The sequence below is a fragment of the Ruegeria sp. BK1 genome (assembly GCF_056535645.1).
The window spans coordinates 2,988,652-3,014,569 of sequence record NZ_JBQFIS010000001.1 but is presented as its reverse complement, the minus strand read 5'-3'; the positions used below and the strand labels follow the sequence as shown (position 1 = coordinate 3,014,569).

Genomic DNA, 25,918 nt, shown 5'->3' with positions numbered 1-25,918 from the left:
ATAACGGCGGCCACATTCAGCGTGATTAGGGCAATCAGTGCTATCTCAAGCAACCGGGGACCGATGGCCGCCCGGTCCGGGCGCTCGAGTCACCAATATACTTTCCTTCTTAGATAGCCCGAACTTGTGACTGCCTCACTCATGTCGAAACTGCGCCCAGGCGCGCGTGAGGGGGATCGCGATTTGCGATAGCAAAGCTGTCCCCCAGATCAGATTGCCAACCAAGGAGGGGACATGTGGGACGATAAAGAAACAGATGATTGCCAGCACTATCCCGAATACACGCACATCCCATCGCCCGAAATCCGTTGCCAAACGATGTTCTATGACGTTTTGCAGCACCCACAGCATGGCGATGTAACCGGCAAGTCCGAAACAGCCAATGGCAGCATATTCTGTTGGGTATGGTTCCCAAAATCCGACTTTCACCTCGGCAGCAAGAGCCACGCCGACCATGACGCCGCAAAGCATCAAGATCAGGTGCGCAAGCCACCAGATGACCAACGTCGATACCTTTTTGTCCTTTGGTTTGGCATTGCCGACAAAGTCGAAATAGACCCAACACATCACGAACATCGAGACGCCGCCGATGACGAAGTTGACCAATACGTCCGGCGATACCTTGTAAATTCCTTTTTCGGACAGGGTAACGACCAGTTTGAAGAACCCTTCCCCCAATATGATCAACGTCAACAGAGCAAACCGCTCAGCCATATGACCAAGGCGCGGGACAAACCTCTCGAAACGCAGGACTGTTACACCGGGGATCATGTACATTGCCTGTGTAGCCACCATTGCGGCGGCAAACACCCAGTAAGCAAGAGATGTGGGCAAAAAGGCTGTAATCGCAAAGATCACCGCAAAGACCGAGAAATTGCGGATTTGCGCCGAGGACATTGACTCGCCTGATGAATTGGCCCGCCGAGCGCGATAGTACAGCGCCGCGATCATGGCCCGGTTCGCTGCAAATCCTAACGCGAAGAAAACCCAACCCTTTCCTTCAATAGCCGGGATCGCCGCTGCCATAAACATCACCGTGCAGATCATCACGGCCATAATCAGCCGGTGCCAGAAGTCGGTGCTGACGTAGATCGAGTTGAATATGCTGAGTTCGCCCCACGCGTACCAGAGCGTGATGAAGACCCCAGCAAAGACAAGAAACCCATGCAGATCGAGATGATGTGACAAGTAGTTGCCCAGCAGAAAGATCGTCACGACATGGATCAGGTCGTAGAACAGCTCGGCCCAGTGGACATGATCATGTGCGTGGTCGAGGTCCTGGTGATGTTGGGGCTTTCGCCACATGGGGTGGTCATGCAGTGCCATAAATTGGGAACTCTTCAAGATTGAAAGGCTATTGTGGCCGACATGCGGCCACTCCGACTAGGTTTTTTTCTACAAGAGGAAGGTTGTCGCGGAGACTTACGTCATGCAACCCCCGCTATGGTTTCTCGGCGGTGGCATGCCGGGCAACACCCGTCCGATCGTGGGTTTTTGCGCTGGAAGCGCCCGGTATTCACGGGTTTTACGCGGCCCTGTCGTCTTGTAGATCCAGCAAGATGCGGGCGTAGTTTTGCGCGCCCTGTGCGCCGGTCACAAGGTGACGTTGGTCGAACACCATTGCGGGCACGCCCCGAACACCTTGGCTGATCCAGAATTGCTCTTTCTGGCGCACGAGATTGGCTCGATCTTGGCTTTGCAACATGTCCAACGCATCCGCTCGGTTCAGCCCGATGCCTGCAGCCACTTCGGCCAGAACCTTTACATCAGAGACGTTTTCGCGACGTGTAAAGAACACCGAAAAGAGGGCCTGCTTCATGTCGCGGCCTTTGCCTTGCTCGGCTGCCCAGTCAATCAATTGATGCGCGCGGAAGGTATTATACATCCGCATGTCATCGGCGTAATTGAACGTGAGTCCCAGTGCCGCGCCCATCTCGGTCAGGCGGGCTCTCGCCTGGTTCGAGCCTTCCAACGTGGTCCCGTATTTCGATACCAGATGGTCGCGCAGGTTCTCTGCGCCTTCTGTCATCTGAGGGTTCAGCTCGAATGGGTGCCAGTGGATATCAAGTTCGACGCCTGTGTCGCGGGCGGCCTTGGCGAGCTGGTGGTAGCCAATCACACACTATGGACAAACAACGTCTGACACGACATCGACACGGATAGAGGGCGCAACTGGCATGGCTTAGGTTCCTTTCACGTCGCCGGAAAAACGCGCTGCGTTTTCCTTGGCAAAGGCGCTGGCATCTGCGTCAGCATCCCAGAACTGTGGGTTGGCCTTGGGGATGGTCAGCGCTCGCTGCACAGCGGGCCGGGCATCAATCCGGTCGAACCAGGCGTTCAAATGCGGAAGGTCCGACACATCCACTCGGGCCCAGACATAGGCACGCGCCCACGGGTACAGCATCATGTCGGCAATTGTGTATTCGTCCGCTGCGATCCATTCACGCCCTTCCAGACGTGTATTCACCACCTCCATCAACCGGCGGCTTTCGTCCACGTAGCGACGGATCGAGAATGGCTCTTCATGGCCATTGGGGGCGGCGATATGCTGGAAATACATTGCCTGTCCCATCATTGGTCCCACGTGGCCGACCTGAAACAGCATCCACTGCATAACCTCGGACCGCTTGACCGGGTCCGACGGCAGGAATTTTCCGTATTTCTCAGCCAGATGCCACAGGATCGCACCGGATTCGAAGATCGCGCGGCCTTCCGAACGATCCTCGATTGTCGGGATCTTTCCATTTGGGTTCAGCGCCAGATAGTCCGGCGCCTTTTGTTCCTGTTTGGAAAAATTGATATGAGTCAGGTCGTAGGGAACACCTGCCTCCTCCAAAAAAATGACCGGTTTGTAGCCGTTCATCGTGCCTGCAGTATAAAGGTGAATATCAGGCTGGGACATGTTCGACCTCGGAAAAAGTGGTTTTCAGATGCGCGTCAAATCGAGCGAAATCAGCCTCGATTTCGGGGTTCTTCATAACATCGAAGGCAGCGAATGTCGGCAGGGCCTGCATACCAAAGAACTTGGCGTTCAGATGCATGGGGCGCAGCAGATCGTCAACGCTTGCCCCGGCAAAGAACGGCTCGGTGGGGTTGTCGAATGCTTCCTTCGGCGCATTAAATGTCACCGAAAGCATGTATGTCTTGCCGTGCAGTGACCCACCCATGCCGTAATTGGCCTTTGGTGCGTTGGTGGTGCGACCGTCACCATCGCATAGGCGGCCATCCATCCCGGCTGTGTAGACCTCATCCATATATTTCTTGAAGATCCATGGGACGCCCATCCAGTTTACCGGGAACTGCATGATGACCGTATCGGCCCAAACATGCGCCTCAACCTCTGAATTTGCGTCATAGCCATCCGCAACGGTGGTCATACGTACTTCGTGGCCCATTGCGGCCAACGTGTTGCCTGCGCGTTCGACCAGGCTAGCGTTCAATTGTCCGGGGGCGAACTCATACGGCTGAGTGCCGTTCACGATCAGGATTTTGCTCATGTCCATATCCTATATGTGCACTGTATGAACCCCTTGACGAATGAGGGGGTTGAGAGCATTTGAGTATTGAGGTGAAGAAAATCAACTAGTATACTTTTTGTAACCTTGTGCATAAGGAAATGGATAGCGATGCGGGCGCGGGTAGACGAAGATGTAAAAGGGCGCAAAATTGTGACAGAGGCCTGCCAGGAGCCATGCGCAATTGAGCAGGGCATGCGGATCATCGGGGGCAAATGGACCGGGTCCATCCTATGGCACCTGAAGGATCGTCCGGTGCGTTTCAACGATCTTGCTCGGTTGCTGGGCGGGGCCAGCAAAAAGATGATTGCCGAGCGGCTGCGCCAGCTAGAGGATCAGGGGCTGGTGAGCCGACACGTGATGGATACCGCGCCGGTTTCCGTGCAGTATTCTATCACTGACCTTGGCCGCACGGCACTTGGGTTTCTCGACGAATTGCGAAAGTGGAGCGAGAAGCTGCCTAACGGCTTAAAGCGATGACTTTGGTCTGTGTTTAATGATCAGAAAGCTAGAGCTTTTTCCGACCATATACCAAACGAGGTTTTCACCAATCTGCGGATGAAGTGACAAGATTACTTGAAACAGTCTCCCAAGGGTTTGTTTTCCCGAAGAATGTAGTGCGAACAAATTTCTGCCGACCGCTCAGCGCCATTTGAACAGAACGGTGACGTAACACCTGTCCCGCAGGCCGAGAGTTTTGTTGAATTAGGTTCTGGCATCTACAGCAAACGGCTGCTTTTACGGCCGCGCCGCGGCAGCGGCTTTGCCAAGTAAGTGGCCGCAAAGGCCAGTCGATACGCATTGCGATTTCCGCTTTGTCCCGCAGTTCAGTCGTTGGAGCTTAACAAAAGCAAAAAAAGCGGCCCAATGGGACCGCTTTTGCCAATTTCTTCTGTAGCAATCGGATCAGTCCAGCGTCCGCGTGACCTCTTCGCGCTCGAAGATCTCGATCACGTCGCCTGCGCGGATGTCGTCGTAATTTTCGAACGCCATACCGCATTCCTGACCCGACTGAACCTCGGTCACTTCGTCCTTGAATCGCTTCAGCGTTTTCAGCGTGCCTTCGTGGATCACCACGTTGTCGCGCAGCAAGCGGACACCTGCGGAACGACGTGCGACACCTTCTGTAACCAGACAACCAGCAACCTTGCCGACGCCGGTGACCTTGAAGACTTCGCGGATCTCGGCGTAACCGATGAACTTCTCGCGGATCTCGGCACTCAGCAGGCCCGAAGCAGCTGCTTTCACGTCATCCACGAGGTCATAGATCACCGAGTAATAGCGGATTTCCACACCCTTCTGGTTCGCAGTGTTCCGCGCCGAGGCGTTCGCACGGACGTTGAAGCCAAAGATCGGTGCGCCGGAGGCTTCGGCCAGACCGACATCCGTCTCGGTGATTGCACCGACACCCGAATGCAGAACGCGCACGCGCACTTCTTCGTTGCCGATCTTCTCCATCGCCTGAACGATGGCTTCGGCCGAACCTTGTACGTCCGCCTTCATCAGAATCGGCAGCTCGGTGACATTTTCGTCTTCCTTGGCCTTCTGCATCAGTTGCTCAAGGGTGGTCGCGGCACCGGCGGCGGCGCGTTTGTCCTTGGCGGCTTGCTCACGATAAGCAGCAATCTCGCGGGCTTGCGCTTCGGTCTCGGTCACGTTCAGAACGTCACCGGCTTCGGGCGTGCCGTTGAGACCCAGAACCTCAACCGGAACCGAGGGGCCTGCCTCTTTGACGCGGTCGCCCTTGTCGTTGATCAGCGCACGGACCTTACCGTATTGCTCACCCACAACAAAGATATCGCCCTGACGCAGCGTACCGTTCTGAACCAGAACGGTGGCCACGGGGCCACGACCCACATCTAGCTGCGCCTCGATCACAGCACCTTGGGCGGCGCGGTCGGGGTTGGCTTTCAGCTCCAGAATCTCAGCCTGCAGCGCGATGGCTTCCAGCAATTCGTCCAGACCCTGACCGGTGATGGCGGAGACTTCGACGTCCTGAACCTCACCTGACATTTTCTCGACGATCACTTCATGCTGAAGCAGATCGGTGCGCACCTTGTCCGGATTTGCATCCGGCTTGTCGACCTTGTTGATCGCCACGATCATCGGCACTTCGGCCGCTTTAGCGTGGTTGATCGCCTCGATGGTCTGCGGCATCACCGCGTCGTCGGCGGCAACCACCAGAACCACGATATCCGTGACCTGAGCCCCGCGCGAGCGCATCGAGGTAAAGGCCGCGTGGCCCGGAGTATCCAGGAAGGTCAGCGTGGTGCCGCTATCGGTTTTCACCTGATAGGCGCCGATATGCTGGGTGATGCCCCCGGCTTCACCGGCCACAACGCGCGCGTCGCGGATCGCATCCAGCAGCGAGGTTTTACCGTGGTCAACGTGACCCATGATGGTGATGACCGGCGGACGCGGCTGCAGGTCCTCGTCCTTGTCCTCGACCTCTTTGATGACGTCTTCCACATCCGAATCGGAGACACGAGTGACCTTGTGGCCAAACTCTTCGATGATCAGTTCCGCGGTATCGGCGTCGATGGTCTGGTTTTGCGTGACCATCATGCCCATCTGCATCAGCGATTTGACAACATCAGCGACACGCTCGGCCATACGGTTGGCCAGTTCCGAAACCATGATCGCCTCGGGCAGCTGAACGTCGCGGATCACCTTTTCGCGTTCAACCGAACCACCCATGGCTTTCTGGCGCGCACGTTCCTGCTTGCGCTTCATCGCAGCCATCGAGCGTTGGCGGTTGCCTTCGCCACCGGTGGCCTGACCCAGAGTCAGTTTACCCGAGCGGCGGTTGTCATCACGGCCCTTGCCACGACCGCGCTGTTCACGCTCGCGATCCTGCTTGCGCGGAGCAGCCGCAGGTGCGGGCTTGCTGGCTGGGCTGCGCGCAGCTTTGGGCTCTTCGGGCGCGGGGGCAGCGGCGGCGCGTTTGGCGGCTTCTTCTGCCTCCTGACGCTTGCGCTCTTCTTCCTCGGCCTTGGCACGTGCCTTTTCTTCAGCCTCACGCTGTTCGCGTTCCTTGGCTTCCTGTTCCGCGCGGCGACGGGCGCGTTCTTCTTCACGCGCCTTTTCAGCAGCCTCACGGGCGGCGGCCTCTTCGACCTCGCGCGCTTTGGCGGCCTGCAGCGCCTTCATCCGGCGGGCCATTTCGGCGTCGGAAATCCCGGCAGGACGGCGCGACGGATCACCCGAAGGCGTTGCACCGCCGCTCGGCTTTCCGGCACCCGGCTTGGGGACCACCACGCGTTTGCGTTTGGTTTCCACCACGACATTCTTGGTGCGTCCGTGGCTGAAACTCTGTTTCACATTTCCGGGGCGTGCCCCGCCACGAAGACCCAATGTCTTTTTGCCGTCACTATCGCTCATAAAGCTTCTTACCCTTCCGTGCGGCCCTTGCCGCCGTCATCCGTTTCGCGCAAGCCACGCAGGCGCTGCGCTTCCTCTACAACACGTTTGGCGAGTCCGCCAGAGGCCAGCGCCGCATGAATCACGGTTTGGCGCCCAAATGCCGCCCCTAATTCATCCGCAGTCAGCCATCCGATGTATTTTCCGAAGTGCGGCGTGCTGAGTTTCGACTTGCCGCGCCCCGATCCATCGCTGGCCTGAATCAGTACCTGAGCCTCTTCCCGGTCCAGCCACGTCTTGACCTTTTCATACCCGGCGACCGCGTCACCGGACTTGCGCGCCAAGCTGATCAGCTCGATCACCCGTCGCGCGACTTGCTTTTCAACCTCATCCGCCAGGTCCGTTTGCGCAGTCGCCTGCGTCTTGAACCCGCGCGAGAACAGCTTTTTGCCAACGGCCTTATCCAGCGCGGCGCGATCCGCCGCCACATAGACCCCGCGCCCCGGCAGTTTTGCCGCAACATCGGGAAAGACCTGACCCTCCGGACCCATTACAAAGCGGATCAGCCCGTATTTGGGCTGAACCTCGCCCGTGGCGATGCACTTGCGTTCGGGTCCGTCCGACCGATCCTTGTGGACGCCACCGCGACCCATTAACGCCACCCCGAGGCCCTGAGATCAGGCCTCGGCCTCCTCTTTTGCTTCGCCGTCTTCGTCCGCCTGCTCCAGCTCGGCCGGGTCAACCCAGCCCAGCATGATGCGTGCCGTCATGACCAAGTCCTGTGCCTCTTCCAGCGTCACGCCGAAAGGTTCCAGAACACCATCATCCTTGATGCGCTCGCCGTCGACCGTGGTCCAGCCACCGGCCAGTTCCCAGTCGGCGCAGGTGGCGAAGTCTTCCAGAGTCTTCACGTCATCCTTGGCCAGCGCCTCTACCATCTGGGGTGTGAGGCCTTCGAATTCAATAAGGCTGTCCTCGACGCCCAACGCACGGGCTGCGTCCAGAGCCGCCTTGGCCTGTGCTTCCAGGAATTCACGGGCCCGGGTCTGCAATTCCTGAGCGGTGCCTTCGTCAACGCCGTCGATGACCAGAAGCTCGTCCAGCTCGACATAGGCCACCTCTTCGAGGTTGGTGAAGCCTTCGGACACCAGCAGTTGGGCAAAGAACTCGTCCAGATCCAGCGTCTCCATGAACAGCTGGGTTCGGGCTTCGAATTCCTTCTGACGACGTGCCGATTCTTCGGCCTCGGTCATGATGTCGATGTCCAGGTTGGTCAGTTGGCTGGCCAGACGCACGTTCTGACCGCGACGGCCGATTGCCAGCGACAGCTGTTCTTCGGGTACGACAACTTCGATCTTGCCAGCTTCTTCATCCAGAACCACCTTGGAGACTTCCGCGGGCTGCAGGGCGTTCACAAGGAAGGTCGGCTGATCTTCGTTCCACGGGATGATGTCGATCTTTTCACCCTGCAGCTCGTTCACAACCGCCTGCACACGGCTGCCGCGCATACCAACGCAGGCACCGACAGGGTCGATCGAGCCGTCATAAGAGATCACGGCGATCTTGGCGCGCGAACCGGGGTCGCGGGCCACGGCCTTAACCTCGATGATGCCGTCATAAATCTCCGGCACCTCCATCTTGAACAGCTCGGCCATGAATTCCGGTGCGGTGCGCGACAGGAAGATCTGGTGGCCACGAACCTCGCGGCGCACTTCCTTGATGTAGGCGCGCACGCGATCATTCGGGCGATAGCTTTCGCGGCCGATCTTGTCATTGCGGCGCAGAACGGCCTCGGCACCGCCCAGATCGACGATGACATTGCCAAATTCTTCGCGCTTGACCGCACCGTTGATGATGGTGCCTGCGCGATCCTTGAACTCTTCGTACTGGCGATCACGTTCCGCTTCGCGGACCTTCTGCAGGATCACCTGCTTGGCCGATTGCGCCGCGATCCGGCCCATTTCAACCGGCGGCACTTCTTCGACGAAGACGTCACCGACCTCGGGGTTTTCCATGTACTGCTTGGCTTGTTCGACGGTGAACTCGGCCTGATAATTTTCCAGCTCTTCATCCTCAACCACGGTGCGGACGCGGGTAAAGGTCGCCTTACCTGTCTTGCGGTCGATGCTGACACGGATGTCCATCTCGGCGCCGTAGCGGCTCTTGGCGGCACGGGCGAGCGATTCTTCCATCGCTTCGACAACCAGACCGGGGTCGATCATCTTTTCGCGGGCCACGGCCTCGGCGGTCTGCAGCAGCTCCAGCTGGTTGGCTGAGGTGATTGCCATCAGTTCGTCTCCTCTTCGGACCCTTCGGTCTCAATCTCGTCGAAAGCGTTTTCGTTTAAGGATCCAGCGTCTTTGCGCTGGCGCAGCATTTCCTTGATCAGGTCATCGGTCAAAACCAGCTTGGCATCGCTCAGCCAGTCGAATTGCAGACCGATGGTGATCGTCTCATCTCCCTCGGGGATGTTGATCAGAACTTCATCCCCTTCGATCCCGGCCAGCTCACCCTTAAAGCGACGGCGGCCGTCGATCAGTTCCGCGGTTTCAATCTTCGCTTCATACCCTTCGAAATTCTCAAAATCCTTGAGACGGGTCAGAGGGCGGTCGATACCGGGGCTGGACACCTCTAGCGTATAGGCGTCCAAAATCGGATCCTCGACATCCAACGTGGCGCTGACGGCGTTGGAAATCTCAGCGCAGTCATCCACTTCGATGCCACCATCGGGCTTGTCAGCCATGATCTGCAACGTGGTGGTCTTGCCGCTCATCAGGCGGATGCGCACAAGCTCATACCCCAGATCCTCGATCACGGGGGTGATGATCTCGGCCAGTCGCCGGTCGATGGCAGCTTTGGCAATTAGGTCGTTTGTCATTCAGATCTCTACCCTTCAATCGGGCACAAAAAAACGGGCGCGCGGCCCGTCGTATTTTCCGGTGGAGCCTTGAACCAGAAGTCCAACGCGCCGCTGTTGCAACTGCATATACGCAGGCTTTCCCGAGTCTGCAACCCCCGGCGTGAAACGTGATCAGGTCAGGCCAGCCACCACCGTTCGGCGATGCGCCCGTCGTCCAGCGCGCGGCCCCCGATCTGGCGTGGCATACCCACCTGTCCGGCCACGGCCAGCGCCATGTCATCTTGGCTGGGGTGATAGCGCAGGCCGCGCTGATCCATCAGCCCATCACGATCTGGCAGCGCCGCGACATCCACGTACCCGTCGCGCAACGCCTCAGCCCGGACGCGGGCGTCAGGGATCACGATAACCTCAAGCGCGTCGGCCCAACCGGCCTGTCCGTCCTTGTAGTGTTCCGCCACCCGGCGGCCCAGAAAATTCCGCCCGTCCTCGGCCCGTTCCACCCGGTAGCACCCGGTGCCATTGGCGGTGCACAAAGGCGTCACGCCCTGCCCATCGCGTGTGATGACGAACCGGGTATCGGCCAGCAGGAACGGCAGGCCGGGATTGGCCTCGGTCAGTTCCAGTCGCAGTGAATCTGCCGACAGCGCCTCAGCCCGCCCGACCAGTTGCAGCACCGACACCACATCTGCAACATCCAGCGCCGCGCCGTCATGGAAGGTCACATTAGCCCGCAGATCAAAGCTCCAGACCCGCGCATCCGCATTCGTGTGCCACCCGGTCGCCAATTCGCCGCGCAAGGTGCCATCGGGCGCGATCTCGGTCAGAGTGTCAAAGACAGCCCCACGCGCAATCTGCTCCAAACTGTCATCACGTGGCACGGCCAGCCGCAGCGTTCCGCCCTTTTTGGGCGTATCCGCCAGCGAGGCCCCCGTGGCCGCCAGCAAAGCCGCCGCGGCACCCGAGGCAAATAAGGCACGACGGTCCATCCGGGTCATGCGATGCCCTCCGCCACGCGGTCCATGATGCGCACCAACTCGGCGCTGATGCCGGGTTCGGACAGGGCATGGCCTGCTTGTCGCACCATCTTCAGCTCAGCATTGGGCCAACGTTCGGCCAAAGACCACGCGGCCTGCGGCGGGCAGATCATGTCATAGCGCCCCTGCACGATATGGCAGGGGATATGGGCGATCCGATCCACCTGATCCAAAATCTGACCGTCCTTCTCAAGAAACGCGCCATGGGTGAAGTAATGATTCTCAAGCCGCGCAAAGGCACGCGCGTATTCTCCGGGGCTTTCCCCCGTGGACCCGTGCGAGTGGATCGAAGCTAGCGCGTTCTCCCACGCCGACCAGGCCCGCGCATACAGTATTTCCGTCGCCCGATCGCCCGAGAACAGTCGTTTGTGATAGGCGCCTATGGTATCCGACAGCTCATCCTCGGTCAGCAAAGCGGTGAATTTCGCCCATTGCTCGGGCCAGAACTTGCCCGCGCCGCCGCCATAGAACCAATCCAGCTCGGCCTGAGTGGCCAGAAATACGCCGCGCAGCACCAGCCGATTGACGCGGTCTGGATGCGCCTGTGCATAGATCAACGCCAAGGTCGCCCCCCAGCTGCCGCCAAACACCGTCCAGTCGTCGATATCCAGCAGAGTCCGCAGGCGTTCGATGTCATCCACCAGATCCCACGTCGTATTATCCACAACTGACGCATGGGGCCGCGACCGACCACACCCGCGTTGATCAAACAGAATCACCCGGAACACACGCGGATCGAAATAGCGCCGCATCGCCGGGCTACACCCGCCACCGGGGCCGCCATGCAAGATCACGACCGGCAGCCCCTCGGGATTGCCGCATTGCTCCAAATAAATACGGTGCCCATCGCCCACATCGACCATGCGCTGATCGAACGGGTCGATCGGCGGGTACAGATATTGAACTGCGCGCTTTTGGTCCGGGTACTTATCCATTAGGGCCCTATATAGTCTTTAAACGTAAAAGAGCACACGGAGACAGGAATGCAAGCGCATCCGAACACGGTTGACCCGTCCGAGATCGCAAAATTCGAGGCAATGGCTGCAGAATGGTGGGACCCGCATGGGAAATTCAAACCTCTGCACATGCTCAATCCGTGCCGTCTGGACTATATCACACAGCAGATTGCGGGTGAATTTGACCGTGATCTGAAGGCCGAAAAACCGTTTGAGGGCCTGCGCCTGCTGGATATCGGCTGCGGTGGCGGGCTGCTGAGCGAACCGATGGCGCGTCTGGGCGCGACGGTCGTGGGCGCCGACGCTGCTGAACGCAACCTGCCCGTCGCCCGCATCCATGCCGAACAATCGGGGCTTGAGATCGACTATCGCCACACCACCGCCGAGGACATGGCCGCCGCGGGCGAGCAATTCGACGTGGTGCTGAATATGGAGGTGGTCGAACACGTGGCCGACCCTCTGGGTTATCTCACCGCCACGCAGCAATTGCTGAAACCCGGCGGGCTACAGGTGTGTTCGACCATCAACCGCAACCCGAAATCCTATGCCATGGCCATTTTCGGGGCCGAGGTCGTCATGCGCTGGCTGCCCCGCGGCACGCATGAATGGAACAAGTTCATCACCCCCGATGAGCTGTTCGACCTGCTGCGCCAAGCCGGGCTGGAGCCGGTTGACCGCAAGGGCTTCGTCTTCAACCCAATCCTGTGGAACTGGTCGATCTCGGACCGCGATCTGAGCGTGAATTATGTGACGGCGAGTGTGAAGCCTACCTGAGGCTACTCCCCCTCCAACTGCAACCGCAAATCCCGCAGTACGGGCAGCGTGCTGCGGACGCGCTCCAACCCCAGCTCTCCGACCACGCGGTTGATCAGCGGGGCAATCGACGAAATCGCCTGATCGCGCGCGCGACGACCGGCGGGACTGATGGCAACCATCTTGCGGCGGGCGTCGTCCCAGTCGGGGCGGATGTGGATGTATCCGGCCCATTCCAGCTTGGCCAATGTGTTGGTCATCGCCCCGCGAGTGACGTGGAACGTGCTGGCCAGTTGCGCCGGGCTGCGCTCATCGCCCACGAACACCAGATGGTTCAGCACCGAGAAATGCGAGATCTCCATGCCCTTGGGCAGCACCCGGCTGAGCCGGTTGCGCAATAGTTGGTCTGCGGTCAGGATCTCGCTGAACAGCGTGACCGCAAGGGCATTGGTGTCGTCTGCCATGGTCCGATCTTGGGTCAGGGCCCTTCGAAGGGCCGCAGGTGCGTCAATGAGGGCACGCGGCGACGCGCCTCTGACACAGAACTATCATCCAAATCGAAAATGTGAATGCCCGGATCGGTGCCTGCGTCGATGACGACCTCTCCCCACGGGGCAATGGCCATGGTGTGGCCATGCGTATGTCGTGTTTTTCCGCGCGTTTTCGGGTGCGCACCCGTTTGCGCCGGGGCCAGCACCCAACAGCCGGTCTCAATCGCCCGCGCGCGCAGCAGCGATTCCCAATGCGCCTTGCCCGTGACCGGAGAAAACGCCGCCGGAACGGTCAGAATTCGCGCACCTGCCTGCGCCAAGGCAGCAAAGAGATGCGGAAAACGGATGTCATAGCAAATGGCCATACCGACCTTACCGAAATCGGTCTGCGCAATCACGGCCCGGTCGCCGGGGCGATAGTTCTTCGACTCGCGGAAGGTTTCAGTTTCCGAGACCTGCACGTCGAACATATGGATCTTGTCATAGCGCGCCACGATCTGCCCTCGCGGATCGATCATGAACGACCGGTTGGCAAAGCGCCCATCGGCGTCGTGCGTCTTGATCCCAAGCGAGCCGATCAACAACCACACGCCCAGCGCAGCAGCCTGTTCGCGCAAGCCCGCCAGCGTCTGGTCATCTTCTTCGTGCTGCAACACCTCGCGTTGCCGCGTGGTCGAGGTCGAGACGCAGTTCGTCACCTCTGGCGTCAGAATGAACAGCGCGCCCTGCGCGGCCGCCTCGGCCATCAGGGCGCGCACCATGTTCAGATTGTCAGACGGATCATCCGACGAGGTGATCTGCAGCAGCGCAGTCTTCATGCCGCCAGCAGGCGATCCAACTTGCCCTGACGGTCCAGCTCGTACAGATCATCACAGCCGCCAACGTGCTGGGTGCCGATGAAGATTTGCGGCACGGTGCGTTTGCCGCCGGCGCGCTTGATCATCTCGGGCTTGCGTTTGGGGTGCATGAAGACGTCAACCTCTTTGAACTCGACGCCTTTCTGCTTCAGCAGACGCTTGGCCGCATGGCAGAAGCCGCACAGAGGCGATGTGTAGATCTCAACCGGTTTCATAAATCATCCCTTCGGGTTTCGCATAATCCTGCGCGAATTAGGCATCCTTGGCAACGCGCGCTAGGGTCAACACGAAAATATGATTTGCCCCTGCATCCATGCAGACACGGGCACAGGCCGCCAGCGTCGCACCCGAGGTCATCACGTCATCGACAAGCAGGACATCCCGACCCTGTATCCGGCTGATGCGCCTGGGATGGGGCGCGATGGCGTTTTCCAGCGTCTCGGCCCTTTGCGCGGCGGTTTTCCCGTCCAGAACCGGCGTTTTGACCCGGCGGGTCAGAAGATCGGGGCAGACCTCCAGCCCGGTTTGCTGGCCCAAGTGCTGCGCCAACAGTGCGGATTGATTGTAGCGTCGCTTCAGCAATCGGGACCAATGCAAGGGCACCGGCACCACAAGCATGTCTTCGCGGAACAAATCCCGACCTGCCTCGGTCATCCAGCGCGCAGCGGGGCGCGCCAGTTCGGGCCGGTCCCCGTGTTTGAACGCCAAAATCAGTCCTCGCGCCTTGCCGTCATACAACAATGCCGACCGTCCATCCCGCCATGGCCGGGGCGTCTTCATGCAGTCATCGCATTCGATCCGGTACCCATCCGCCTCGCCCGGCAGAGGCAACCCGCAGCTTTCGCAGACGACCCCGCCGATGAACGGCGTGTCACGCCAGCACGCGCCGCAAAGGCCAAAGTCAGACTCGGTCAACTCGCCGCAGCCCATGCAACGCGGTGGATAGATCATCTGAAGGGCGGTTTGAATCCGCGGCCAGATGCGATACTTGCGCCTTATGAAACTGCCTGCTTCCAACGCACCCTCTCTGTTCGACCGCAAGGCCCTGACCCTGCATCGCGCCCGCACCCGGGACGAGGCCCTGTTCCTGCACCGCGCCGCAGTGGACGAGGTTCAGGATCGACTCAGCATGGTTAACAAAACCTTTACGGCCCCGGCTGTGGTGACGCCGTTTGCCCATATCTGGCGGGATGTGTTCCCAGAGGCACAGATCGTGGCCGATGATGAGGTGCTGGCCCTGACCCCCGGTGCGCATGATCTGGTGATTCACGCAATGGCGCTGCACTGGGCCAACGACCCCGTAGGCCAGTTGATCCAATGCCATCGGGCGCTAAAGCCTGACGGGCTGCTGCTGGTGGTCTGTCTGGGCGGAGAAACCCTGCACGAGCTGCGCGCAGCATTGGGTCAGGCCGAGATCGAGGTCTCGGGCGGGCTCAGCCCACGCATCGCGCCGATGGGAGAGCTGCGTGATATGGGCGGCTTGCTGCAACGGGCCGGGCTGGCCCTGCCGGTGGCCGACACGGCGCGACTGACGGCCGAATACCGCGACCTGCGACATCTGATGCAGGATCTGCGCGTAATGGGCGAGACCAACAGCCTAACCGACCGCATCAGACGCCCCACTCGGCGACAGGTCTTTGACCGCGCCCAGCAGATATACGCCGAACACTTCGCAACCCCCCAAGGGCGGTTGAAAACCACCTATGAACTGATTTGCCTGACCGGCTGGTCCCCAGATGACAGTCAGCAAAAGCCCCTTCGCCCGGGATCGGCCCAAACCCGCCTTGCCGAAGCATTGGGGACAAAAGAAGGCAAACTGTCCGATTGACGGCGGACCATTTCCGTTTATCTCAGCTCGGAACACGACGAATTCAGGAAACAATCCCATGTTTGACGCCACTCGACCCGCTCATGCCCCCGAAGACCACCCCAAGGTCAAAATGGGCCGCGTCGGCATCCTGCTGGCCAATCTGGGCACTCCGGACGATTACACCTATTGGCCAATGCGCCGATATCTTAACGAGTTTCTTTCGGATCAGCGCGTCATCGACTATCCGAAATGGAAATGGCAACCGATCCTGCAGGGGATCATCCTGAGCAAGAGGCCCTTCAGTTCGGGCGAGGCCTACAAATCGATCTGGAATCACGAAAAAGGCGAAAGCCCGCTGATGACGATCACCAAGGATCAAACCGCCAAGATGCGCGATGCGATGCAAGCGCGCTATGGCGATCGGGTGATGGTCGATTTCTGTATGCGCTACGGCAATCCCTCGACCAAATCCAAGGTGCGCGAATTGGTGGCAGCGGGCTGTGAGCGCATCCTGTTCTTCCCACTCTATCCGCAGTATGCGGGCGCCACGACCGCCACCGCCAATGACCAGTTCTTCCGCGCCCTGATGGAAGAAGCCTGGCAACCTGCGTCACGCACCGTGCCTGCCTATTTCGACGAACCCGCTTATATCGACGCGCTGGCCGGATCTGTGGAACAGGCTTACGCCGCGATGGAAACCAAGCCTGATATTCTGGTCTGCTCATATCACGGGATGCCGGACCGCTATTTGCAGCAGGGCGATCCCTATCACTGCCAATGTGCAAAAACCTCTCGCCTGCTGAAAGAACGGTTGGGCTGGGCGGATGATCAGCTTGTATCAACCTTCCAGTCGCGATTCGGGCCCGAGGAATGGTTGAAACCCTATACGGTCGATCACGTGGCGGACCTGGCACGTCAGGGGAAGAAAAACATCGCCGTGATCGCTCCGGCCTTTTCCGCCGATTGCATCGAGACGCTGGAAGAGATCAACGAAGAGATCAAGGAAAGCTTTGAAGAAGCCGGCGGTGAGAGCTTTACCTACATCCCCTGCCTCAATGACGACGACGCGCATATCGCAGCTCTTGGCAAGGTCATCGAAGACAATCTGAAGGGCTGGCTGGACTAAACCCGACCTGATCCGGCGCCTGCATGAGCGCATAAAAAAAAGGCGGTGGAATGCTCCACCGCCTTTTCTATGTATTTCGCTCGTCGAATTAGCTTGCTGCAACAGCTGCGGCAACCACAACCAGCAGGACCAGCGGCAGGATGATGCCCTGCGACGAACCCTGAGTTTCTTCGACAACAACAGGTGCTTCAACAACCGGCTCTTCCAGGTTGCCAGCAAAAGCGGTCGATGCAGCAGCGGTCAGTGCAGCGGCGAGAACGAGTTTCTTCATATTAACCTCCAGAATAAGTACGGCTCCAACTAGCGAAACCGCACACCCAAGACTTACCTCGTATATTTTTCTAACCAGCTATCCGACTGGAATGCAAATGGAACTTGCGTCGCAAGCGGGTTCACGCGCGATTTTGTCGTCAAATTAGCAACACTTGCGTGCCAACATTGGCCATCGAAAACAACTCGGCAATATCTTCGTTGAAAAGACCGATGCAACCATTGGATGATCTACGCCCGATTTTGCGCGTATCGTGGGTTCCATGAATGCGATAGTATTTCCAGCTTAGATATAAAGCGTGCGTTCCCAACGGGTTATCCGGACCCGGTGGAATATAGTCCGGCCATTCCGGGTTGCGTTTCTTCATCGACGGCGTCGGCGCCCAGCTTGGACCTTCGACTTTTCGGATCACGCTGGTGCGTCCCCGGCGGGTCAATTCCTCGGTCAAGGGCACTGAAGACGGATACAGTTTGTACACACTTTGATCTTCTGACCAATAATGTAGCGCCCGTGAGATGGTATCGACCAAAATTGCGCCGTTTCGAGTGTTGTCGAAATAGGGTTTCCAATCCAAAGCGCGGAAGCCAGAAATATTGCGGCGCACCTGAGGTTCGGGCTCTGGGGCCGGCCTGAGCGGATCACCGGGGATGTATTGCGCAATCGCAGGTGACGCCAGCGCCGCCGTGGCGGTCGTCAGAAATACGCGGCGACTTGTCGCCGGAATAGGTTTCTTGACCATATCGAGCGGTCCCTCTCTATACCAAATCTGAAAAACTGACGTATTTTATTGCCAGAATGCGTCTTTCGCAAACCAAACCGGCAAAATCACGCGAGAATCGGCTATTGCAGGTTTGCCCAACCCCGTCGAGCGCGCTATGCCCTAGGACAACAGAAACATCAGGCCCACCATGACGCGTATTATTTCTTTATTGTTTGCTTGCCTCGTTGCTCTGGCAGCATGTACCCCCAGCAGCACGCCGACTTACGGTGCCGACGGGCGTCCTTTGCCGACTGTCTACAAGATTCGAGGCAATCCCGAAAAACTGCAATTCCGCATGCTTGATTCGGTCAACGCGCTGCGTCAGGCGTCGGGACTACAACCGGTTCAACTGAATGCCCAGCTGAACGCCGCTGCCGCGACCCACTCCAAGGACATGGCGCGTCAGAACCGGCCATGGCATTTCGGGTCCGACGGCTCTTCGCCAATCGACCGGGCGGCGCGTGTGGGATATTTCGGCACATTTCTGGGCGAGGCGATTTCCGAGACATTCGAAACCGAAACCGAAACGCTGGCCGCCTGGATGCAGGAACCGGGGCCACGCTCGGTTATTCTGGACCCAAAGGCCACACAAATGGGCTTTGCCTGGCATCAGGAGAATGGCGGGAAAATCTGGTGGACTCTGGAAATGGGGACCGGCGGCTGACCACAGCCACTTAAATAAGAAGCCCCCAATATTCGGGGGCTTTTCTTTTTCAATCAGACGATTAAGCCGCCTGCATGGATTGCGCTTCGGTCAAAATCGCATAGAGCTTGACTGGATCGGGATTGGCCCGCAGCTTGGCGCAAACCGAGGTATCGCGCAGCGTCCGAGATACCAGCGCCAGTGCCTTCAGGTGATCCACTCCCGCCTCTTCGGGGGCGAACAATGCAAAAGCGATATCAACAGGCTGCCGGTCTACCGACCCAAAATCAATCGGCTTTTCCAGCATGACAAACACGCCCGAGACATCCTGTAGCTCGGTCAGCCGCGCATGAGGCAGAGCAACGCCATGGCCCACGCCTGTGGGCCCAAGGCTTTCACGCTCCAGAAGCGCATCCACAACGACCTGCGCGTCCAGACCCAGTGTCGCAGCCGCAACATCGCCGATTTCCTGAAACAACCGCTTCTTGCTGGATGCGGCGGATAACACACGCACTGCTTCGGGCTTCAGAATGCTCGAAAGCTCCATGATAACGCTCCATGACGATGCCCCCACTGGCGCAGGGGCACGTCTTTCTAATCTTGCCTGTTACGGATCAATCCAGCCGATGTTTCCGTCTTCCCGACGATACACGACATTCAATCCATCCTTGTTCTCATTCCGGAACACCAGCACCGGGGCACCAGCCAGTTCCATCTGCATAACGGCTTCACCAACACTCAGCGATGGGATCTTGGTTTCCATCTCAGCCACGATCATCGGCTGCAGAGTTTCAGGCTCATCCGCCGACTCAGATTCGTCAGAGGCGAGGATATAAGAGGAAGCTCCAAAGAGTTCAACCGGCTCGGACCGATCCTTGTGATGGTCCTTGAGACGGCGTTTGTATCGGCGCAATTGTGTTTCCATCTTGTCACAGCACCCCTCGAATGCTGCGTAAATCTCGGTTGCGTGGGCTTTGGCCTGCGCCGTCAGGCCGGTGGAAAGATGTACGGTGGTCTCGCACACATATTCATGCGCAGAACGGGAAAAGACGACATTGGCGTCGGTCGGTCGCTGGGCGTATTTGCCCACCACCTCGCCAAGTTCGGTCTGCACATGGGTCTGAAGTGCTTCGCCGATGTCGATCTGTTTTCCGCTGATTTGGTAACGCATGTGATCTCCTTCACAATTCACACCCATTTAGACGCTGTGAAATACAACGCGCTTTTTTTTATCGGGTGGGGGGTATCGACATGTTCCGCGGTAGCCGGAACTTGATCCCTTCGAAGAAGGGGCATCGTGATCCAGACTGGAACCGAGAAAATGCCATGCCCCAATTGAGGCAAGAGACGGAGGAAGAGTCAATCAAAACAGGCGTGTATATACGAGATTTCCGCCATGCATCCGGCGCAATACCGCGCAAACCTATGAAATACGGAAGTTTTCACCCAGATAGACGCGGCGCACGTTTTCGTTTTCGACTACTTCGTCCGGCGTTCCGGACATAAGTACCTGACCATCATGCAGAATATAGGCGCGATCTACGATCTCGAGCGTCTCGCGCACGTTGTGATCAGTGATCAGAACACCAATCCCGCGCTTTTTCAGATCGGCCACAAGGTGACGGATATCGCCCACGCTGATCGGGTCCACACCGGCAAAAGGTTCGTCCAGCAGCAAATACTTGGGGTCAGCCGCCAGACAACGCGCGATCTCGACCCGGCGCCGTTCGCCACCAGACAGGGCCAGCGCAGGCGCGCGACGCAGATGTTCGATCGAGAAATCGGACAACAGCTCTTCCAGCCGTTCCTTGCGGCGATGCGCGTGTCTTACGGTGATATCCAGCACGGCAGATATGTTTTCTTCAACGCTCATACCCCGGAAAATCGACATTTCCTGCGGCAGATACCCAATACCAAGCCGTGCGCGGCGGTACATGGGCAGGGTCGTCACCACCTGACCGTCGATGGTCACGGTTCCGGCCTCGGGAAAAACCAGCCCAGCCACTGAATAAAAGGTCGTGGTCTTGCCCGACCCGTTGGGGCCCAACAGCGCCACAACCTCGGACCGGCCCAATGTCATCGAGACATCGCGGATAACCGTTTTCTTCCGGTAGGATTTGCGCAGCTTTTCGATCCTGAGCCCCGATGTGCCCTCGGTCACGCTCAGACTGGGTCGCGCCATCAGTTGGCCCCCTGCTGAAGGATCGTCTTGACGTTGCCCGTCACCGTTGCCGACCCAGAGGTCAGGTTTGCATTCATCTGATCGCCGCTGATCGTGCTGGGGCCCTGGGTCAGCAGAACGTTACCGCGCATGACGATCTGGCCCGAGTCGATGGTATATTCCGCCCAATCCCCTTCCGCCGCATCGGGCGGGCTGACCAGAACAACGTCTTCCGTGGCCTCCATCCGCTCGATACCCGAGCGGTCCTCATTGTAGATCACTAGTACCCGACCCGCAGTCAGCCGCATTTCTCCCTGGATGACGATCACGTTGCCCACGAACTCGGCCGAGCCGTCCTCCTGGTTCACGTTCAGCGATTCCGATGTCACCTCGACCGGCAGGCTGGGGTCTGCCTTGACGGCACCAAACGCGACCTGGGTTCCCTGCGCCGCAGCCAGATTGGCACCGGCCAGCAAAGAGACGGTAAGAAGGACAGTACGAAAATCGAACACAGCTTATCTTTCTGCTTGTTGCGGCTGGTATATCAGCTTCACGCCATCTGTAAAAAGAATATGGACCGGACCGTCCTTTTTTTCCGCCCCGAATGTCATGCGACCGGCCGAGAAATCGCCGATCGCGCCAGTTCCGTCAATCTGACCCGGCGTATCACCCCGAATTTCGTCCAAGGCCGTGTTCAGGTGATCGGTTGTCACCCGAATACCGTCGGTCGTGGTAATCACGACATCTCCCACGAAGGTTGCCGTGTTCTTGTCAGGGCGGATCGTGCCCGAATTGGAATCCAGCGTGATGATACCGCCATTCAAAAGCCCCAGCCTGCCCTGAAACTCGGATGCCGTGGGCACAGAGCTCTCGGTTCCTTGCGTGGCTTGCGTGGCTTCGATCAGTACCTCTTCGCCCTTGCGCGTGGTGCCACGGTAGCTGGGATTGGTGACCACCTGATCGGCCAGACGTTCCTCGATATCGCGTTGGGTGAAGGGGACCGTCACGTCGGTTTCGATGCTGCGCGACAGCAGGAACACGGTGGACAACAGCACAATGGCCGCCAGCGGCAGGACCACCTTCAAGAACTGCACCATCCGAGAGTGGCTGTCCACGGCCCCGCCCTCTTATCCCAGCCCGACGCGCAGGCAATCGTGAATGTGCAGCAGACCCAGCGCGGGGCCGTCCGTATCCGGTTCGACCACAAACAACGAGGTGATCTTGCGGTCATTCATGATCGCCACGGCTTCTTCAGCCAATGCATCGGGTCCGATTGTCGTCGGGTTCTCGGTCATCACCTGCGCGGCTGTTTTGGACAGCAAACCATCCATGTGACGGCGCAGGTCCCCATCGGTGATAATCCCCGAAAGCTGGCCACCGCTTTCTGTCACGCCCGCGACGCCGAACCCTTTCTGGCTGATCTCTATCAGCGCATCGCTCATGGCGACATCGGATGCCAGCAAGGGCAGGGCCTCGCCCGTATGCATCAGGTCACGCACCGTGCTGAGCCGCGCGCCCAGCTTGCCTCCGGGGTGGAAAGCACGGAAATCCTCGGGCTTGAAATCGCGATGTTTCATCAGCGCGATCGCCAGCGCGTCGCCCATCGCCAATGTCAGCGTGGTCGAGATCGAGGGCACCATGCCAAATCCACACGCCTCGCCCATCGAGGGGATCAGCAAGTGCACATCCGCCTGTTTCATCAGCGTGCTTTCAGGCTTGCTGGACAGGCCGATCAGCGGAATGCCAAACCGGCGGGTAAAGGCTAGCAAGTTTGCCAGTTCCGGCGCTTCGCCAGAATTCGAAATAGCCAGAACAACGTCGCCCTTGGACACCATGCCCAGATCGCCATGGCTGGCCTCGGCAGGGTGAACGAAATAGGCGGGCGTGCCGGTGCTGGCCAAAGTTGCCGCGATTTTGTGGCCGATATGACCTGATTTGCCGATGCCGCTGATGATAATGCGGCCTGTGGCTTGCAGGATCAGCTGCACGGCCTCGGCAAAGTCTTCGTTCAGGCTGTCGGCCAGCACGTCCAGCGCGCGGGCTTCGTCGGTGATCACCTGTCGGGCGGTTTTCAGGAAGGCGTCTGTATCGGTCATGAGTGCGCAAAAATATCCGTTTCGGGCCAACCGGCGAGGTCAAGCTTCGCACGCATCGGCAAGAATTCAAAACAGGCCTGGGCCATTTCCGTCCGGCCTTCGCGGGCCAGCCGACCGTCCAGCGCCTCGCGCAGACGGTGCAGATACAAAACGTCCGAGGCCGCATAGTCCAGCTGCGCCTCTGTCAGGGTTTCGGCACCCCAGTCGCTCATCTGTTGCTGTTTCGAGATATCGACCCCGATCAGTTCCTGGCACAGGTTTTTCAGCCCGTGGCGGTCGGTATAGGTGCGCACCAAACGGCTGGCGATCTTGGTGCAATAGACAGGTGCGGCCAGCGCACCAAAGGCGTGATACATCGCGGCGATATCGAAGCGTCCGAAATGGAACAGCTTCAGTACGTCGGGGTTTTCCAGCATCGCGCACAGGTTTGGGGCCTCGGTCTGACCTTTGGCGACCTGCACAATATGGCTGTTGCCATCGCCGCCCGACATCTGGATCACACACAGACGGTCGCGATGCGGGTTAAGCCCCATGGTTTCGCAGTCGATGGCCACGACAGGGCCAAGGTCCAACCCGTCCGGCAGGTCGTTTTGATAAAGATGGTTCGCCACGGGGTCTTCCTTTGTGCGGTATCGCCCCCGAGATAGGCGGTTTGGCCCGTGAACTCAACGCCATCCATAGAATGCAATCAAGATACGCGATTCTTGACCATCCGAAACTGGGCTGGGAAAACCAACCAAGTATCCGTTTCCACTGGAAAGGACCGCCCGGCCCATGCTGAGCATCTTGCGAAACCGCGTTTACCGCCACCTGTTGGCCGCCCAGATAGTGGCGCTGACCGGCACCGGTTTGGCGACGGTTGCGCTAGGGCTTCTGGCATTTGATCTTGCAGGTAGTGCTGCAGGCATGGTGCTGGGCACGGCGCTGACGATCAAGATGGTCGCCTATGTGCTGGTCGCGCCCATTGCTGCCGCCGTGGCCGAGCGGCTCGATCGCCGCAAAATGCTGGTGGTGTTGGATCTGGTCCGTGCGGCTGTGGCTGTCTGCTTGCCCTTCGTAACCGAGATCTGGCAGGTTTTTGTGCTGATTTTTATCCTACAATCGGCCTCGGCCGGATTCACGCCCGCGTTTCAGGCCACGATCCCGGATGTGCTTACGGATGAGCACGACTATACAAAGGCTCTATCGCTGTCCCGGCTGGCCTATGATCTGGAGAGCGTCGTAAGCCCACTGCTTGCCGCTGCTTTGCTGACGATTGTCAGTTTTGACAGCCTGTTCTGGGGCACTGGGGTTGGTTTTGTCGCCTCGGCCCTGCTGGTGGTTTCGGTCGTCCTGCCCTCGCCCAAACCCAAACAACCCCGCGGTATCTTTGACCGCACCACCCGCGGCCTGCGCATCTATTTGGCCACACCACGCCTCAGGGGGTTGCTGGCGCTGAACTGGACGGCTGCAGCCCTCAGCGCGACGGTTATTGTCAACACGGTGGTTATCGTGCGCGGCGATCTAGGACTGTCGGAAAGCGCAGTGGCAACGGCTCTGGCCGGGTTCGGAGGCGGTTCGATGCTGGCCGCTTTTGCCCTGCCCGCCCTGTTAGAGAAACTGCGGGACCGCGACGTCATGCTGACCGGCGCGAGCTTTGGCACGTTGTCGATGGCCGTGGCCGCCGCGATGTCGGCGCTGTCACTGATCTCGCTGCCCGGCCTCGCGCTGATCTGGGCCTGCGTCGGGTTTGGCTATTCGGCAACGCTGACCCCGGCAGGCCGCTTACTGACCCGCTCGGCCCCGCCTGAGGATCGCCCTGCGCTTTTCGCCGCGCAATTCACACTGTCGCATCTATGCTGGTTGGTGCTCTATCCCCTTGCGGGCTGGCTGATGACAGACAAGGGCACAACCCAAACCTTTGCCTGGATGACCTTTGCGGCGGCCTGGGGGATCGGGTTTATGGGCTTTCTGTGGCCCCGGTCCCTGACCCGTGCGCCCCATAACAAGCCTTGAGCCTCTGCCCGCCCTTGCACTACATCTGGCGTCATGGATCAACTGGACCGCCGCATCATCGCCGCCCTGCAACACAATGCCCGCGAGTCGACCACCAAGATCGCGGCCAAGCTGGGCGTAGCCCGCACCACCGTGCACGAGCGGATCAACCGCATGGAAGAGCGCGGCGTGATCGCGGGTTACTCCGTCGTACTGACTACACCCGAAGACAGCCCCCGCGTACAGGTCGTTGTCCTGCTGGAGGTGCAGCAAAAGGAAACCACGCGCATCATCAAGCGGCTCGAGGCCTACCCCGAGGTCAAACTGTGCCTGTCCATTAACGGAGAGTTCGACCTGTTGCTATCCGCCGAAGCCCCAAGATTGGAAGATTTGGACATTCTGGTGGATGAGCTGGCCAAAATCCCCGGCGTTCTGCGCACCAATACCAGCGTCGTGTTCGGGCGGCGGATTGATCGAATCTGATTGGCCGATAACCCTCTGTAAACCTAAGCGGGACTAGCTTGGCCGGGACTGATCAGAATCCCGGACCGGCAGAATGCCCCATCGTTTCATCTCAGGACTGGTTGTCGCGCTTTTCGTCGCGCAATCGCTAGCCGCCGCGCCAGATGCCCGCACTGCCGGGATCTGCGACCATGCCGCCCGACGCGCGGCACAGGCGCATGACGTGCCGCTGGACGTGCTGCGCGCCATATCGCGGGTCGAAACAGGCCGTGCGGTGGACGGCCAGCTTGCCCCATGGCCTTGGACCATCAATGTTGAGGGCAAGGGGTTCTGGTTTACTTCGGAATACGAGGCGAAAACCTATCTTTTCAACATCTTCAAAGCAGGCAAACGCAGCTTTGATGTCGGCTGCTTTCAGATCAACTACCGGTGGCACGGTAAGGCTTTTCGGTCGATCGACGCGATGTTCGACCCACTCGAAAACGCACAATACGCCGCCCGGTTCCTGAAAAAACTGCATGCCGAGCTTGGGTCATGGACCGCTGCCGCCGGGGCCTATCACTCGCGCACGCCGGATCTGGCACAGGCCTATTCTGGCCGATTCCGGCGCGTTCTGGCCGGGTTAGAGCAGGTTATCGACACGCCTCTGGCGGCGCGAGACCCGTTCACCGGGGCGGCTGCGCCGTTGATCCCGCAGGACACCGACCAAACGCGCGGCACTGCACTTGGCTCGCTGGTTCCTGCGACCGGAACCGCCACCGCCTTCATCCCATTCAACTAGGAGGGTCG

The 25,918-nt window shown here is 59.1% G+C and carries 31 protein-coding genes; 8 read left to right on the top strand and 23 right to left on the bottom strand.

What is annotated here, in order from left to right; genetic code table 11:
• Positions 1-135 precede the first annotated feature (135 nt).
• The 4 genes from ACR3E7_RS14970 to ACR3E7_RS14955 form a co-directional block, all read right to left on the bottom strand.
• A complete protein-coding gene (locus ACR3E7_RS14970; protein WP_480504161.1) occupies positions 136-1,326 on the bottom strand; it encodes a low temperature requirement protein A in 1,191 nt (396 codons plus the stop codon).
• Between the two features lie 199 nt (positions 1,327-1,525).
• Positions 1,526-2,119 (bottom strand): DsbA family oxidoreductase, encoded by a 594-nt coding sequence (locus ACR3E7_RS14965; RefSeq protein WP_480504163.1) that lies wholly within the window; start codon positions 2,117-2,119, stop codon positions 1,526-1,528.
• Positions 2,120-2,182: 63 nt separating this feature from the next.
• Positions 2,183-2,902, bottom strand: coding sequence for a glutathione S-transferase family protein (locus ACR3E7_RS14960; protein WP_480504165.1), 720 nt, complete (start codon positions 2,900-2,902; stop codon positions 2,183-2,185).
• Positions 2,889-3,497: an NAD(P)H-dependent oxidoreductase gene (locus ACR3E7_RS14955; protein ID WP_480504167.1), complete on the bottom strand. Its 609-nt coding sequence runs from the start codon at positions 3,495-3,497 to the stop codon at positions 2,889-2,891. Before ACR3E7_RS14955 ends, ACR3E7_RS14960 begins: the two co-directional genes overlap by 14 nt.
• A 213-nt stretch (positions 3,498-3,710) precedes the next feature.
• Between ACR3E7_RS14955 and ACR3E7_RS14950 the strand changes: the two genes are divergently transcribed.
• Entirely contained in the window at positions 3,711-3,995 is a 285-nt protein-coding gene (locus ACR3E7_RS14950) for a winged helix-turn-helix transcriptional regulator (protein WP_237215888.1), read from the top strand.
• 426 nt (positions 3,996-4,421) lie between these two features.
• Here the strand turns inward: ACR3E7_RS14950 and infB are convergent, their stop codons facing one another.
• From infB to pip, 6 genes are all read right to left on the bottom strand, one after another.
• Positions 4,422-6,896 carry a translation initiation factor IF-2 gene (gene infB / locus ACR3E7_RS14945; protein ID WP_480504169.1) on the bottom strand — a complete coding sequence of 825 codons (2,475 nt, stop codon included), beginning with the start codon at positions 6,894-6,896 and terminating at the stop codon, positions 4,422-4,424.
• An 8-nt stretch (positions 6,897-6,904) separates the two neighbouring features.
• Positions 6,905-7,528 (bottom strand): RNA-binding protein, encoded by a 624-nt coding sequence (locus tag ACR3E7_RS14940; RefSeq protein WP_170790079.1) that lies wholly within the window; start codon positions 7,526-7,528, stop codon positions 6,905-6,907.
• 24 nt (positions 7,529-7,552) lie between these two features.
• Positions 7,553-9,163: a transcription termination factor NusA gene (gene nusA / locus ACR3E7_RS14935; protein WP_480504171.1), complete on the bottom strand. Its 1,611-nt coding sequence runs from the start codon at positions 9,161-9,163 to the stop codon at positions 7,553-7,555.
• Entirely contained in the window at positions 9,163-9,753 is a 591-nt protein-coding gene (gene rimP, locus ACR3E7_RS14930; protein WP_170770957.1) for a ribosome maturation factor RimP, read from the bottom strand. Before rimP ends, nusA begins: the two co-directional genes overlap by 1 nt.
• 158 nt (positions 9,754-9,911) lie before the next feature.
• Entirely contained in the window at positions 9,912-10,730 is an 819-nt protein-coding gene (locus ACR3E7_RS14925) for an ABC transporter substrate-binding protein (RefSeq protein WP_170790080.1), read from the bottom strand.
• Positions 10,727-11,704, bottom strand: coding sequence for a prolyl aminopeptidase (pip, locus tag ACR3E7_RS14920; RefSeq protein WP_480504173.1), 978 nt, complete (start codon positions 11,702-11,704; stop codon positions 10,727-10,729). The genes ACR3E7_RS14925 and pip overlap by 4 nt, the downstream gene beginning before the upstream one ends.
• A 48-nt stretch (positions 11,705-11,752) precedes the next feature.
• Here pip and ubiG point away from each other — a divergent pair, with 48 nt between their 5' ends.
• A complete protein-coding gene (gene ubiG / locus ACR3E7_RS14915) occupies positions 11,753-12,499 on the top strand; it encodes a bifunctional 2-polyprenyl-6-hydroxyphenol methylase/3-demethylubiquinol 3-O-methyltransferase UbiG (RefSeq protein WP_480504175.1) in 747 nt (248 codons plus the stop codon).
• Between the two features lie 2 nt (positions 12,500-12,501).
• Here ubiG and ACR3E7_RS14910 read toward each other — a convergent pair whose 3' ends face one another.
• Genes ACR3E7_RS14910 through ACR3E7_RS14895 form a run of 4 tightly spaced genes read right to left on the bottom strand, consistent with a single transcriptional unit; the run spans position 12,502 to position 14,777 of the window.
• Entirely contained in the window at positions 12,502-12,942 is a 441-nt protein-coding gene (locus ACR3E7_RS14910; RefSeq protein WP_480504177.1) for a MarR family winged helix-turn-helix transcriptional regulator, read from the bottom strand.
• A gap of 14 nt (positions 12,943-12,956) precedes the next feature.
• Positions 12,957-13,787 carry a carbon-nitrogen hydrolase family protein gene (locus tag ACR3E7_RS14905; RefSeq protein WP_480504179.1) on the bottom strand — a complete coding sequence of 277 codons (831 nt, stop codon included), beginning with the start codon at positions 13,785-13,787 and terminating at the stop codon, positions 12,957-12,959.
• Positions 13,784-14,041, bottom strand: a complete 258-nt coding sequence (grxC, locus tag ACR3E7_RS14900; protein ID WP_170790085.1) for a glutaredoxin 3 — start codon at positions 14,039-14,041, stop codon at positions 13,784-13,786. The genes ACR3E7_RS14905 and grxC overlap by 4 nt, the downstream gene beginning before the upstream one ends.
• 37 nt (positions 14,042-14,078) lie before the next feature.
• A complete protein-coding gene (locus ACR3E7_RS14895; protein WP_170770971.1) occupies positions 14,079-14,777 on the bottom strand; it encodes a ComF family protein in 699 nt (232 codons plus the stop codon).
• Positions 14,778-14,823: 46 nt separating this feature from the next.
• On the opposite strand from ACR3E7_RS14895, the gene ACR3E7_RS14890 reads away from it, so the two are divergent.
• The gene (locus tag ACR3E7_RS14890; RefSeq protein ID WP_480504182.1) at positions 14,824-15,654 is read left to right on the top strand and encodes a methyltransferase domain-containing protein; all 831 of its coding nucleotides are present in this window, start codon (positions 14,824-14,826) and stop codon (positions 15,652-15,654) included.
• Positions 15,655-15,712: 58 nt separating this feature from the next.
• Positions 15,713-16,762 (top strand): ferrochelatase, encoded by a 1,050-nt coding sequence (hemH, locus tag ACR3E7_RS14885; RefSeq protein WP_170770973.1) that lies wholly within the window; start codon positions 15,713-15,715, stop codon positions 16,760-16,762.
• 88 nt (positions 16,763-16,850) lie between these two features.
• Here hemH and ACR3E7_RS14880 read toward each other — a convergent pair whose 3' ends face one another.
• Both ACR3E7_RS14880 and ACR3E7_RS14875 read right to left on the bottom strand, forming a co-directional pair.
• Complete coding sequence (locus ACR3E7_RS14880; RefSeq protein ID WP_170770974.1) at positions 16,851-17,033, bottom strand: hypothetical protein; 183 nt, start codon at positions 17,031-17,033, stop codon at positions 16,851-16,853.
• 139 nt (positions 17,034-17,172) lie between these two features.
• Complete coding sequence (locus ACR3E7_RS14875) at positions 17,173-17,772, bottom strand: L,D-transpeptidase (protein ID WP_170770976.1); 600 nt, start codon at positions 17,770-17,772, stop codon at positions 17,173-17,175.
• Positions 17,773-17,941: 169 nt separating this feature from the next.
• Between ACR3E7_RS14875 and dalA the strand changes: the two genes are divergently transcribed.
• The gene (gene dalA / locus ACR3E7_RS14870) at positions 17,942-18,457 is read left to right on the top strand and encodes a divisome-associated lipoprotein DalA (protein ID WP_170770978.1); all 516 of its coding nucleotides are present in this window, start codon (positions 17,942-17,944) and stop codon (positions 18,455-18,457) included.
• 61 nt (positions 18,458-18,518) lie between these two features.
• Here the strand turns inward: dalA and ACR3E7_RS14865 are convergent, their stop codons facing one another.
• The 7 genes from ACR3E7_RS14865 to ACR3E7_RS14835 all read right to left on the bottom strand — a co-directional run bounded on the left by ACR3E7_RS14865 (position 18,519) and on the right by ACR3E7_RS14835 (position 23,304).
• Positions 18,519-18,983, bottom strand: a complete 465-nt coding sequence (locus ACR3E7_RS14865; protein WP_170770981.1) for a PTS sugar transporter subunit IIA — start codon at positions 18,981-18,983, stop codon at positions 18,519-18,521.
• Between the two features lie 60 nt (positions 18,984-19,043).
• Positions 19,044-19,607, bottom strand: coding sequence for a ribosome hibernation-promoting factor, HPF/YfiA family (gene hpf, locus ACR3E7_RS14860; RefSeq protein ID WP_170770983.1), 564 nt, complete (start codon positions 19,605-19,607; stop codon positions 19,044-19,046).
• Positions 19,608-19,859: 252 nt separating this feature from the next.
• A complete protein-coding gene (lptB, locus tag ACR3E7_RS14855; protein WP_170770985.1) occupies positions 19,860-20,618 on the bottom strand; it encodes an LPS export ABC transporter ATP-binding protein in 759 nt (252 codons plus the stop codon).
• Positions 20,618-21,109: an LptA/OstA family protein gene (locus ACR3E7_RS14850; RefSeq protein WP_170770987.1), complete on the bottom strand. Its 492-nt coding sequence runs from the start codon at positions 21,107-21,109 to the stop codon at positions 20,618-20,620. Before ACR3E7_RS14850 ends, lptB begins: the two co-directional genes overlap by 1 nt.
• A 3-nt stretch (positions 21,110-21,112) precedes the next feature.
• Positions 21,113-21,712, bottom strand: coding sequence for an LPS export ABC transporter periplasmic protein LptC (lptC, locus tag ACR3E7_RS14845; protein WP_170790088.1), 600 nt, complete (start codon positions 21,710-21,712; stop codon positions 21,113-21,115).
• Positions 21,713-21,724: 12 nt separating this feature from the next.
• Positions 21,725-22,693 (bottom strand): KpsF/GutQ family sugar-phosphate isomerase, encoded by a 969-nt coding sequence (locus ACR3E7_RS14840; RefSeq protein ID WP_170770991.1) that lies wholly within the window; start codon positions 22,691-22,693, stop codon positions 21,725-21,727.
• Complete coding sequence (locus ACR3E7_RS14835; protein ID WP_170790089.1) at positions 22,690-23,304, bottom strand: ribonuclease D; 615 nt, start codon at positions 23,302-23,304, stop codon at positions 22,690-22,692. Before ACR3E7_RS14835 ends, ACR3E7_RS14840 begins: the two co-directional genes overlap by 4 nt.
• 163 nt (positions 23,305-23,467) lie before the next feature.
• On the opposite strand from ACR3E7_RS14835, the gene ACR3E7_RS14830 reads away from it, so the two are divergent.
• The 3 genes from ACR3E7_RS14830 to ACR3E7_RS14820 all read left to right on the top strand — a co-directional run bounded on the left by ACR3E7_RS14830 (position 23,468) and on the right by ACR3E7_RS14820 (position 25,910).
• Positions 23,468-24,688, top strand: a complete 1,221-nt coding sequence (locus tag ACR3E7_RS14830; protein WP_480504184.1) for an MFS transporter — start codon at positions 23,468-23,470, stop codon at positions 24,686-24,688.
• Positions 24,689-24,721: 33 nt separating this feature from the next.
• Positions 24,722-25,150 carry an Lrp/AsnC family transcriptional regulator gene (locus tag ACR3E7_RS14825; protein WP_170770997.1) on the top strand — a complete coding sequence of 143 codons (429 nt, stop codon included), beginning with the start codon at positions 24,722-24,724 and terminating at the stop codon, positions 25,148-25,150.
• A 73-nt stretch (positions 25,151-25,223) separates the two neighbouring features.
• Complete coding sequence (locus ACR3E7_RS14820) at positions 25,224-25,910, top strand: lytic transglycosylase domain-containing protein (RefSeq protein WP_480504185.1); 687 nt, start codon at positions 25,224-25,226, stop codon at positions 25,908-25,910.
• Positions 25,911-25,918: the final 8 nt, after the last annotated feature.